Annotated in this window: 10 protein-coding genes and 1 tRNA gene; 5 read left to right on the top strand and 6 right to left on the bottom strand. The window is 58.5% G+C overall.

Annotation, left to right across the window (positions count from 1 at the left end; genetic code table 11):
• Positions 1 to 82 precede the first annotated feature (82 nt).
• The 3 genes from FEZ62_RS16810 to mobA all read right to left on the bottom strand — a co-directional run bounded on the left by FEZ62_RS16810 (position 83) and on the right by mobA (position 1,206).
• Positions 83 to 159 (bottom strand) — tRNA-Pro (locus tag FEZ62_RS16810).
• A gap of 155 nt (positions 160 to 314) precedes the next feature.
• The gene (locus FEZ62_RS16805) at positions 315 to 536 is read right to left on the bottom strand and encodes a YgdI/YgdR family lipoprotein (protein ID WP_069898878.1); all 222 of its coding nucleotides are present in this window, start codon (positions 534 to 536) and stop codon (positions 315 to 317) included.
• 97 nt (positions 537 to 633) lie between these two features.
• A complete protein-coding gene (mobA, locus tag FEZ62_RS16800) occupies positions 634 to 1,206 on the bottom strand; it encodes a molybdenum cofactor guanylyltransferase MobA (protein ID WP_172929075.1) in 573 nt (190 codons plus the stop codon).
• Between the two features lie 68 nt (positions 1,207 to 1,274).
• Here mobA and moaB point away from each other — a divergent pair, with 68 nt between their 5' ends.
• Positions 1,275 to 1,814, top strand: a complete 540-nt coding sequence (gene moaB, locus FEZ62_RS16795) for a molybdenum cofactor biosynthesis protein B (protein WP_172929074.1) — start codon at positions 1,275 to 1,277, stop codon at positions 1,812 to 1,814.
• On the top strand, positions 1,811 to 3,025 hold the full coding sequence (glp, locus tag FEZ62_RS16790) for a gephyrin-like molybdotransferase Glp (RefSeq protein ID WP_172929072.1): 1,215 nt from the start codon (positions 1,811 to 1,813) through the stop codon (positions 3,023 to 3,025). Before moaB ends, glp begins: the two co-directional genes overlap by 4 nt.
• Positions 3,026 to 3,075: 50 nt before the next feature.
• Here the strand turns inward: glp and FEZ62_RS16785 are convergent, their stop codons facing one another.
• On the bottom strand, positions 3,076 to 3,774 hold the full coding sequence (locus FEZ62_RS16785) for a pirin family protein (RefSeq protein WP_172929070.1): 699 nt from the start codon (positions 3,772 to 3,774) through the stop codon (positions 3,076 to 3,078).
• Positions 3,775 to 3,965: 191 nt separating this feature from the next.
• On the opposite strand from FEZ62_RS16785, the gene yegS reads away from it, so the two are divergent.
• Entirely contained in the window at positions 3,966 to 4,862 is an 897-nt protein-coding gene (gene yegS / locus FEZ62_RS16780) for a lipid kinase YegS (protein ID WP_172929067.1), read from the top strand.
• Here the strand turns inward: yegS and FEZ62_RS16775 are convergent.
• Entirely contained in the window at positions 4,859 to 5,350 is a 492-nt protein-coding gene (locus FEZ62_RS16775; RefSeq protein WP_172929066.1) for a DUF1499 domain-containing protein, read from the bottom strand. The genes yegS and FEZ62_RS16775 overlap by 4 nt on opposite strands.
• Between FEZ62_RS16775 and FEZ62_RS16770 the strand changes: the two genes are divergently transcribed.
• A complete protein-coding gene (locus FEZ62_RS16770) occupies positions 5,349 to 6,155 on the top strand; it encodes an MOSC domain-containing protein (protein WP_172929064.1) in 807 nt (268 codons plus the stop codon). The two genes, FEZ62_RS16775 and FEZ62_RS16770, sit on opposite strands and share 2 nt — an antisense overlap.
• A 48-nt stretch (positions 6,156 to 6,203) precedes the next feature.
• On the opposite strand, the gene FEZ62_RS16765 is transcribed toward FEZ62_RS16770, so the two are convergent.
• Positions 6,204 to 8,135 (bottom strand): transglycosylase SLT domain-containing protein, encoded by a 1,932-nt coding sequence (locus FEZ62_RS16765; RefSeq protein ID WP_172929062.1) that lies wholly within the window; start codon positions 8,133 to 8,135, stop codon positions 6,204 to 6,206.
• Between the two features lie 303 nt (positions 8,136 to 8,438).
• On the opposite strand from FEZ62_RS16765, the gene FEZ62_RS16760 reads away from it, so the two are divergent.
• A complete protein-coding gene (locus FEZ62_RS16760) occupies positions 8,439 to 10,361 on the top strand; it encodes an ATP-binding cassette domain-containing protein (RefSeq protein ID WP_172929054.1) in 1,923 nt (640 codons plus the stop codon).
• Positions 10,362 to 10,391 lie beyond the last annotated feature (30 nt).

Raw genomic sequence — 10,391 nt, 5'->3', positions numbered from 1 at the left:
GCTTAAGTGAACAGCATTACGCGCTGAGGCGGGCTTTTTGAAGATTGCGGGCGTCGATGAGTCGACAGTGCAATCCGGGATTTGGTCGGAGAGACAGGATTCGAACCTGCGACCTTCTCGTCCCGAACGAGACGCGCTACCAAGCTGCGCTACACTCCGAATAATCCAAATTGTACTGAAAAAGTTTTACAGTACAAGAGGTTAGCTCAAAAAATTTAACCACGCCGAAGTGCCTGAGAGCGATCATTAATGATGGGCCCCGGGCACTCATGCGCAGATTTCAAGCTAACCCGCGGGGTGAGTGCAGCTATTGCTTATAGCTCTTTAACGCTGCGGATCTGGTCTTTGTTGACGCGGGTACGCTTACCATCCAATTGCTCGAATTCGTAGAAACCGGTGTCGTCGTCATAATCTGGAACATCCAGAGACTGAATTTCCCGGCCGTCATTCAACGTGATCACGGAAGGCGAGGAGCACCCAGTCAGTGCGACCAGACCGAGGGCTAGCACAGCGGCGGCGATATACCGTTGATTCATTGTTTCTCTCCTGAGCTATAACGAAAGGTGTACATCCATTCGGACGGGGTAAAGCTTTTAAAGTTCCCCGTTTGTAAGTGATGTGTTGTGTGGCGAGTTAATTTAAGCGCTCCGGTGTATTCAAATTAGCCAGACGAGGGTCGTCAATAGCGCATTCCACTGCCACCGGGTCGAGTGTGCGCAGCCAGCGTTGCGGGCTGCGTTCGCCGCGCTGCCAGGCCGCTTCGAGATCGTCTTTTAAACAGGTTGGAATCAGGCTGAACAGCGGCTCCCAGTAGCCGTCTTGTCGCACCACAACCGGCTGTTTGCCAGCGTTTTCAATCAGCGAGCGAATCAGTGCGGCGTCGACTTTCGGCGCGTCGCAGGGCAGTACCAGAAGCTGCGCGTGGCGGGCGACCTTGAGGCCAGCACGAATCCCGGCCAGCGGCCCTTCAAAGGTGTCAGATTCATCCTGCACCAGTTGATCGGCGTATTCGTTGTAGCGCGACAGGTTGCGATTGCACGAGATGATCAAGTCGTCTGTCAGTGGCCGCGTGAGCTCATACAACCAACTTATCAGTGGCCGTTCCTGCCATAACAGCAGGCCTTTGTCGTGGCCGCCCATGCGTTGTCCTCTGCCGCCTGCGAGCAGTAAAACCGAAATGAGGTTCTCGCGTGTTGGCGCATCCATGTCAACGTTTCCTGAGTTGGGCTTGTGATATAAATATGGCCATTGTCTCTAACTATTGGAAGCCTGCCATGAATCACAAGGCCGAGGCGCAGTTCGTGCCCCTGAATATAGCCGTACTGACCGTCAGCGATACGCGCTCACTCGATACTGACACCTCCGGGCAATTGTTTGTAGACCGCTTGCAGGCAGCCGGTCACAACCTGGCCTCGCGTGTGCTTCTGAAAGATGATCTGTACAAGATCCGCGCCCAGGTCGCGACCTGGATTGCCGAAGATTCAGTGCAGGTTGTTTTGATCACAGGTGGAACCGGCTTTACCGGACGCGACAGCACGCCGGAAGCGGTGAGCTGCTTGCTGGATAAAAAAGTCGATGGCTTTGGCGAACTGTTCCGCCAGATTTCGGTTGCCGATATCGGCACTTCCACCGTGCAGTCGCGCGCCTTGGCGGGGCTGTCGAATAACACCTTGGTTTGCTGTCTGCCGGGTTCGACCAATGCTTGTCGCACCGCGTGGGACGGCATTCTCGCCGAGCAACTCGACTCGCGTCACCGGCCCTGCAATTTCGTCACGCATCTGCAAGTTGCCGACGCGTGTGAGAGTCGCGGATGAGCTGCTGTGATCAGCCAGGTTTGATGCCAGTCGAAGCGGCGCTTGAGCGCTTGCTGGAACAGGCGAGTGCTGGCGCTGCGCTGGAAATTGAGAGTGTCGAGTTGGCTGACGCCGATGGCCGTATTCTGGCCGAGCCGCTGATTTCCAGCCTGGATCTGCCGCCCTGGGCCAATAGCGCAATGGATGGTTATGCATTGGCTTTGGCCGACTGGCAGGGCACTGCGCTCCAAATCAGTCAGCGCATTCAGGCCGGTACCGCACCGACAACATTGCAGCCCGGCACTTGTGCGCGGATATTCACCGGTGCGCCGTTGCCGGCAGGTGCCGACACGGTTGAAATGCAGGAAAACGTCGAGGTTGCAGCCGATGGCAGCGTGCAGTTCAAGCACGCGATGCGCTTGGGCCAGAATGTGCGCGCACAAGGTCAGGAAACCCGTGTTGGCGATACGGTATTGCCAGCGGGTACGCAGCTTGGGCCAATCGAATTGGGCTTGGCGGCTTCATTAGGCGCAGCCAGATTGATGATGCGCAGGCGTGTGCGGGTGGCGGTGTTATCTACCGGCGATGAGTTGGTCGAGCCGGGTACGCCGCTGGCGGCCGGGCAAATCTACAACAGTAACCGGCGCTTGCTGATGAGCTGGTTGCAGCGCCTGGGTTGTGAAGTGATTGACGGCGGCATTCTTGCCGATGACCTTGAGCTTACGCGTGCGGCGCTGGGTGCATTGAAAGGTGCTGATTTAATCCTTTCAACCGGCGGTGTGTCGGTTGGCGAAGCTGACTTTTTAGGTGAGGCGTTGCGCGAAGAAGGCGAGCTGACCTTGTGGAAGCTGGCAATCAAGCCCGGCAAACCGCTGACCTTTGGTCATTTTCGCGGCGTGCCGGTGCTGGGGTTGCCCGGTAATCCGGCGTCTACGTTGGTCACCTTCGGCCTGTTGGCGCGGCCTTATCTGCTGCGCCGGATGGGTGTGGAGAATGTTGCTCCACTTAGTTTCGAGGTGCCTGCTGGTTTTACCTGGAGTAAAGCGGGCAAGCGTCGCGAATATTTGCGCGCGCGCATGGAGCACGGGCGCGTGGTGATCTATCCGAATCAGAGTTCCGGGGTTCTGCGCAGCGCTGCCTGGGCCGATGGTTTGGCCGAAGTGCTGGAAAACACCACGCTGGCTGAGGGCGACAGCGTGCGGTTTATCCCGCTGAGCGAGTTGCTGGGGTAGGAGCAAAGTACAGCAAAACGCTCCGCACGGCAGACCGGCGGAGCGTTGGTTTACTCAACATCAACCAGAACGATTTCGGTGTCTTCACTGGCGCTGACGCTGATGGTTTGGGTGTCGCTTATCGCAACCCCGTCACGTGCTTTGGCAGCCACGCCATTTACGCTGTAGGCGCCAGTTGCCGCCACCAGATACACCTTGCGGCCCGCCGCAATCTGATACTCCGCCGAATGCCCGGCTTTGATTGTCGCGGCCACAACCCGGGCGTTGGCCCGAATTGAAAGAGCATCGCTGTCCTCGGGGTTGCCGCTCGCTAGGGTGACAAACTGGCCGGCGCGCTCAGCCTTCGGGAAAGGCTTGGCACCCCAGGATGGCGCCGAGTTGAACTGATTGGGCATTATCCAGATCTGAAATATCTGGGTGGTCTCATCCTCAAGGTTGTATTCGCTGTGGGTGATACCGGTGCCGGCACTCATGACCTGAACATCGCCGGCTTCGGTGCGGCCTTTGTTGCCGAGGTTGTCCTGGTGAGTGATAGCGCCTTTACGTACATAGGTAATGATTTCCATGTCGCGGTGCGGGTGCGGTGGAAAGCCTGTTTGCGGCGCTATTTCATCATCATTCCATACACGTAACTGGCCCCAGGCCATGCGCTTAGGGTCGTAATATTCGGCAAATGAGAAGTGATGACGAGCGGCCAACCAGCCGTGATTTGCACCACCTAATTGCTCAAACGGGCGAACTTCGATCATTGGTATATCCTCATCACTTGATGTCGGCAGTGGATTCAACCGACCCCTTAGTTGGGTTGAACGCTATCTTCCGTCAAATTGATTCGATATAAAATGCTGAATATTTGCGTATTAATATCTATTAATTAGATTATTTGTCAGCGCTGTCCTTGCCAGCATCTGTGCCAGTGGCCGTGACAAGAGGAGGATTGATGCAGGAACGCAAAGCGTTATTGATATTGCATGGCAAGAAGGCCATGGACCCCGAAGTGCGCGCCGCCGTATTGGCCAAGCGCAAAAGTGGCTGGCACATCGATGTGCGGGTTACCTGGGAGGCGGGCGATGCAGCGAGAATCGTCAACGAGGCGCTGCAGGATGACTACGCAACGCTGATTGCCGGCGGCGGTGACGGCACCTTGCGTGATGTCGCCGAAGCCATGGCGCTGCAAGATACCCGTGTGAGCCTGGCCCTGTTACCACTGGGCACCGCCAACGATTTTTGCGTGGCCGCGGGCGTGCCGCTCAATCCGCATGCCGCGCTGAAGCTTCTCGACAAGGCGCCCCAGCGTATCGATCTGGGCGACCTCGACGGTCAGCTGTTCCTTAATATGGCCACCGGCGGATTCGGCTCGAGCGTAACTGCCAATACCCCGGAAGACCTTAAAGCCGCGCTGGGCGGGGCGGCGTACTTCCTCACCGGGCTTAGCCGGTTCGCCGAAGTGCACAGTGCATTTGGCCGTTTCACCGGGCCGGATTTCGAGTGGCAGGGCGAGTTTCTGGCGCTGGGTATTGGCAATGGCCGGCAAGCGGGCGGCGGACACGTGCTCTGCCCGAAAGCGCGAATAGACGACGGCTTGCTGGATGTTTGCATTGTTCCGGCGCAAGCGGATGCGGTGAGCACCTTGGGCACCATGCTCAATGGCACGCTGAATGGCGTTGAAAGTGTTTCGCTGAGTGCGCGTCTCGCCTGGCTGGAAATCGAAGCGGATGAAGGACTCGACGTTAATCTCGACGGCGAGCCGCGTTCGGGGCGCAAGATGCGCTTTGTCGCGCGGCCCGCGGCGCTGCGAGTGCACCTGCCAGCCGGTTCAGACTTGCTTGCGAATTAAGGCAGCGGCAATTGCAGCATGCGTTGGCGCAGTTGTTCGACGCGTTTACGGTTCACTCCCAAATCGGAATAGCCGAGGCGGGAGGCCGAGCGCACCTGCACGTCGCTGGCGGTAATCATGAACTCGACATCGTCCACAAAACGCAGCAAGTCACTGGTGTACTCGGCGCGCAGATACGACGTATCCTGATCGACAAGGCGTGCGCCGGGCTGGCTGTTAATCAGTTTCAGTAAGGTCTCGCGGGTGTTCTCGGCGCTGCCAAGCAGTGGCAGCGGGTCTACTTTGTGGTCGGCATCACTGGCCTGGCTGCTGACGCAGTTGGGCGAACTGGGGCAGGGCGCCAGTTGACCATCATGAACACCCAGATTTTCAGCTGGCGTGCCGCTGCAGGCGCTGAGCAATAATGTGCACGCCAATAGCAGGCCTTTGGGCAAATGTTTGCCAGTGGCCAGAAACTTAATTTTTTGCAGACGGGGATCTGTTGTCATGATGCGTCTCTCGGCGTTGTATCGCTACCCAATGAAATCTGCCGCAGGGCAGTTGCTTGATAGTAGCAGGGTCGGTTTACTTGGGTTGCAGGGTGATCGCCGCTGGATGGCGGTGGACGCCGAGTCTGGGCGCTTCCTGACGCAGCGCTTGCTGGCGCAGATGACTCAGATGAATGTTCACTGGCGCGGCGAGGATGGAGTTCTGCTGACCGCGCCGAATATGCCTGAGCTGTTCGTTGCGGTGCCGACCGGTGAAGACGCTTTGCGCGGCGTCACTGTGTGGCGCGACAGTTTCCGTGTGCCGGATGCCGGTGATGAGGCCGCCGCGTGGGTTAGCCGTTTTCTCGGGCGTGACTGCCGCTTGGTATATGTGCCTGAGGCGCGTGCCCGGCAAGTGGACAGCGGTTATGGCGAGGCGGGCGACAAAGTGGGTTTTGCCGATGGTTTTCCGTTGCTGCTGATCGGGCAGTCCTCGCTGGATGATTTGTCGGCGCGGGTTGGGCGTGAACTGCCGATGCTGCGTTTCCGGCCGAATCTGGTAATTACCGGCGCTGAGCCTTATGCCGAAGACAGCTGGAAGCGTATTCGCATTGGCGAAATCGAATTTCGGGTGGCCAAGGGTTGCTCACGCTGCATCATGACCACGCTCGATCCGGCCACAGGTGAGCGCAGCGCCGATCGCGAACCGTTGACCACTTTGAAGACTTATCGTGAACGCGAAGGCGAGGTGTATTTCGGCCAGAACCTGATTGCCGATGGTGCAGGTGAGTTGCAGGTGGGAATGACGGTCGAGGTGCTCGAGTAAAGAATTCAGGTGCAGATTGCCCGCACCTGATTTTGTTCGTTTTGCCGGTTATTGCTGGTCGTCGAAGTAGCGTTCGTTCCAGCCAATCAGTGGTTGCGGCAGGTTGAGTTTCTTGCCGTAAATCACTGCGTAAGTCAGTACGTTCTGCACGTACTTACGTGTTTCATCGTAAGGAATGTTTTCCACCCAGACGTCATACGCCAGGTGGTCGCTGCCTCGTAGCCACTGACGCACCCGACCCGGCCCGGCGTTGTATGCCGCCGTGGCGAGCACGCGGTTGCCATTGAACTGGCCGTAAATCTGGTTCATGTACGCCGCACCCAGCTGGATGTTGGTGTCGGGCACCAAGACCTGATTCGCCGAGCCCAGCGGGATGTCGTAACGACGCGCCGTCTCTTTGGCGGTGGCCGGCATAAGCTGCATCAAGCCCATTGCGCCAGCCGGTGAGCGTGCATCGGCCATAAACGCACTTTCCTGACGGGTAATGGCAAACACCCAGCTGGAATGCAGGCCGCGCTTCTTGGCTTCGCGGGTGAGCTCTTTACGATAGATCACCGGGAAACGTACATCCAGATCGTCCCAGTATTGCGCTTGGCCGAGCGTGCGGATGGCCGGGAAATACCATTGCATCGAGTAGGCCAGACGCGCTTGGGCAACTAGTTCTTCGCGGCTGAAGCGGCGGCTTACGTGATACCACTCGCGGCGGCCGTTGACGATTTCGCCACGGTCATGAAACTCCAGCGCCCGCTGAATGCCGGGCGTGTTGCGTACCTTGGCGACGACGCTGGGATCGAGCTTCATTGGCTGGTTATTCAGCGAATAGGGCAGTTTGACCTGATCGGCCGCCATGAAACCGTAAAAGTCGCGCTCGGTGGCGAGGCTGCGATACAGCTTGGCCGGCTCGGTACTGTTCGGCTCCGCGAGTTGCAGGCTGCGGGCCTGCCAGTAGCGCCAGCGGCTGGTCTGGGCCAGTTCCTTGGGCATGTTCTCGGTCAGCTTGTGGGCTTCATCCCAGCGCCCAAAGCGCAGCAGCAGGCGTGCGCGCCATTCGCTGACGTTGTCATCACGCATGTCAGGATCGTATTTGGCCATTACCGGCAGGGCGCGCGGGTCGAAGTTCTTGGCCATTGATAAGCCGATCGAACGGGCAATTGCCAGTTTCTCGGACTCAGAAAAATGCATGCGCGAACTGTAGCCATCGAGCAGGCTCAGGGCTTTTTCCGGGTCCTGGCGTGCCAGACGGCGCAGGCCCAAACCCACCACGTCGGCCATTGCTGCATCGGCGGGCAGGAAACGATTGGTCTGGCTGAGAAATTGCGGCTTCTGCGCCACATCGACCATTAGTTGCGCGCGACCGCCGAGGGTTGGCATGGTTTTGCTCAGGTACGTGGCCAGACCGTAGTTGCCTCGCTCTACAGCCAGTTTGGCGCGCTGCCAGCGCAGATCCTCGGTGAGCTTGCCGGTCGCAGCCCATTGCTCGAACATCGGGTCACAGGCGTTGGGTTGCGATTTGCCGACCAGCCAGAGTTTCTTCGCCGTGGCATCGCCTTCTTCGAGCAAGCCGTGGCTGAGCTGATACTGGCCGTGGAGGCAGTCGAGCTCAGTGAAATTCAGCGAAGGATCGTAATAGGTTTCGAACGTCGCCCAATCGCCGCGTTGGGCAAGCCAGCGCAACCAACGCAGCTTCATCCAGCTGGCCTGAGGCAAATCACCATGCTTGGCGAGAAACGCTTCGATTTCCTGATTGCTGGCGCTTTTCAGGCGGGCGGTCAATTCGTCGTATGCCAGATAGGGTGTCAGCGGGTAGCCGCTGAGGGCGCTGGCGTAACGGCGATACGGGCCGTCGTCGCCTTTGGCCAGAGCACGTTTGGCCTCATCATAGTATTGACGTTGCTGGCTGAGGCTCGCAGCCTGAGCCGATGCGATTGAACTTAAAGAGAGAACAATGCAAGAAATCAGAGTGAAAGGGCGACAGAACATGACTCTTCCTGAGTTGGCATGTGGGGCGCACGCTGAACATAGCGCCGAATGACCCTAGCTTAGCTGTTTGCTGGGGTCGGACGAAAGGCAGATGGTCGGCTTAACGTGTAAAGGCGGAAAAATGCCCGGGTAGGCTTGCGCTATCTCGGGTAGAATGCGCGCCCAGTTTTGCTGAGCGTGTTGCGCCGGCAACTATTAGTTTTCGCGATGGCCTCCCTCGGCTTCAGCGGTTCTGCGACTTAGGTGCATTCAAGCGCAGTAACCCATCAGGCCAATGTCATCGCCGCACTGTTGAGGCTTGTTATGACCCTGCTTAAGTTCACCGATATCTCCCTGGCCTACGGCGCATCGCCGCTGCTGGACAAGGTGTCTTGGCAGATTGCCCGTGGCGAACGCGTGTGCATCATTGGCCGCAACGGCACGGGCAAGTCGAGCATGCTCAAATTGGTCAAGGGTGACCAGAAGCCCGATGACGGCGCTGTATGGCGCGCGCCCGGGCTGAAAATCGGTGAGCTGCCGCAAGAGTTGCCGGTCGCCGATGGCCGCACTGTATTCGATGTGGTGGCCGAAGGTCTGGATGGCGTGGGTGCGTTGCTCGCCGAATACCATCACCTCAGCCAGAACATTCACAGCGATGCCGATCTGGACAAGCTCATGCATGTCCAGCAAGACCTTGAAGCCCGTGACGGCTGGCGCTTGCAGCAACTGGTCGACAGCACTTTGAGCCGCCTGCAATTGCCGGCCGACAAAACCCTGGCCGAGCTGTCGGGTGGCTGGCGTCGTCGCGTGCTGCTGGCGCAGGCGCTGGTATCCGAGCCGGATTTGCTGTTGCTCGATGAGCCAACCAACCACCTGGACATCGGTGCAATCGCCTGGCTGGAAGAGGCTTTGACGGGGTTTCAGGGCGCGGTTCTGTTCATTACCCACGACCGTTCATTTCTGCAAAATCTGGCCACGCGCATCCTTGAGTTGGACCGTGGCGGCCTGATCGACTGGAATGGCGATTACGCCAGCTTCCTCGTGCATAAAGAAGCAACGCTGGCGGCTGAAGAGACAGCGAATTCGCTGTTCGACAAGCGTCTGGCCCAGGAAGAAGTGTGGATTCGTCAGGGCATTAAAGCCCGTCGCACCCGTAACGAAGGCCGTGTACGTGCCCTGAAAGCGTTGCGCGTTGAGCGCAGTGAGCGCCGCGAGCGTACCGGCAAGGCCAACATCCAGCTGGAAACTGCCGAGAAGTCAGGCAAGCAAGTCATGGTGTTGGAAGACGTCAGCTTTGCGCATCCGGGCGGCCCGTTTCTGGTCAAGGATTTTTCGATGGTGCTGCAGCGAGGCGACCGGATTGGTCTGCTTGGCGCTAACGGTACCGGCAAAACCACGCTGTTGAAGCTGATGCTGGGGGGCCTCCAGCCTACCAGCGGCAGCGTTACCGAAGGTACGCGCATTGATGTGGCGTACTTCGACCAGTTGCGTCATCAGTTGGATCTGGAAAAAACCGTAATCGATAACGTGGCTGAAGGTCGCGACTTCATCGAGATCGACGGCCAAAACCGTCACGTGCTCAGTTATCTCGGCGACTTCCTGTTCAGCCCGCAGCGTGCCCGCACGCCGGTTAAAGCGCTGTCGGGTGGTGAGCGTGCGCGCTTGTTGCTGGCCAAGCTGTTCAGCAAGCCCGCCAACTTGCTGGTGCTTGATGAGCCAACCAACGACCTCGACGTCGAGACGCTTGAGCTGCTTGAAGAAGTCTTGCTGACATTCCCGGGCACTGTGCTGATGGTCAGCCACGACCGGGCATTCCTCGACAACGTAGTGACCAGCACCTTGGTGTTTGAAGGTGAAGGCCGCGTGCGTGAGTACGTTGGTGGTTATCAGGACTGGCTGCGTCAGGGCGGTTCGGCACGTTTGCTGGGCGTCGGTGAAACCAAGTCGGGCAAGGCAGAACTGGCCTCGGCTGTGGTTGAGACGCCAGTTGAGCCAGCCGCTCCGGTGGTTGAGCAGCCAGCGCCGGCGAAAAAGAAATTGAGCTACAAGCTGCAGCGCGAACTGGAAGCAATTCCGGGGCAGATCGATCAGTTGGAAGCCGAGCTGGCTGCGCTGCAAGAGCAGATTTCTGATCCGGCGTTTTATCAGCAAGCCGCCGACAAGACCGCCGCCGTACTGGCCACAGTAGAAACCAAGCAGGCTGAGTTGGATGCGCTGGTTGAGCGTTGGGCGGAACTGGAAGGCTGATCAGGCTACCCGCCTGCGGGGAGCAGGCGG

Origin of the sequence: Pseudomonas sp. MS19, from assembly GCF_013277615.1 — a bacterium.
Lineage (GTDB): Bacteria > Pseudomonadota > Gammaproteobacteria > Pseudomonadales > Pseudomonadaceae > Aquipseudomonas > Aquipseudomonas marincola.
The sequence above is the reverse complement of the archived record's forward strand: the minus strand, read 5'-3'. Positions and strand labels throughout refer to the sequence as shown.

Coding starts and splice junctions, on each gene's coding strand:
- FEZ62_RS16805 (WP_069898878.1), bottom strand. CDS start 536: ATGAATCAACGGTATATCGCCGCCGCTGTGCTAGCCCTCGGTCTGGTC.
- mobA (WP_172929075.1), bottom strand. CDS start 1,206: ATGGATGCGCCAACACGCGAGAACCTCATTTCGGTTTTACTGCTCGCA.
- moaB (WP_172929074.1), top strand. CDS start 1,275: ATGAATCACAAGGCCGAGGCGCAGTTCGTGCCCCTGAATATAGCCGTA.
- glp (WP_172929072.1), top strand. CDS start 1,811: ATGAGCTGCTGTGATCAGCCAGGTTTGATGCCAGTCGAAGCGGCGCTT.
- FEZ62_RS16785 (WP_172929070.1), bottom strand. CDS start 3,774: ATGATCGAAGTTCGCCCGTTTGAGCAATTAGGTGGTGCAAATCACGGC.
- yegS (WP_172929067.1), top strand. CDS start 3,966: ATGCAGGAACGCAAAGCGTTATTGATATTGCATGGCAAGAAGGCCATG.
- FEZ62_RS16770 (WP_172929064.1), top strand. CDS start 5,349: ATGATGCGTCTCTCGGCGTTGTATCGCTACCCAATGAAATCTGCCGCA.
- FEZ62_RS16775 (WP_172929066.1), bottom strand. CDS start 5,350: ATGACAACAGATCCCCGTCTGCAAAAAATTAAGTTTCTGGCCACTGGC.
- FEZ62_RS16765 (WP_172929062.1), bottom strand. CDS start 8,135: ATGTTCTGTCGCCCTTTCACTCTGATTTCTTGCATTGTTCTCTCTTTA.
- FEZ62_RS16760 (WP_172929054.1), top strand. CDS start 8,439: ATGACCCTGCTTAAGTTCACCGATATCTCCCTGGCCTACGGCGCATCG.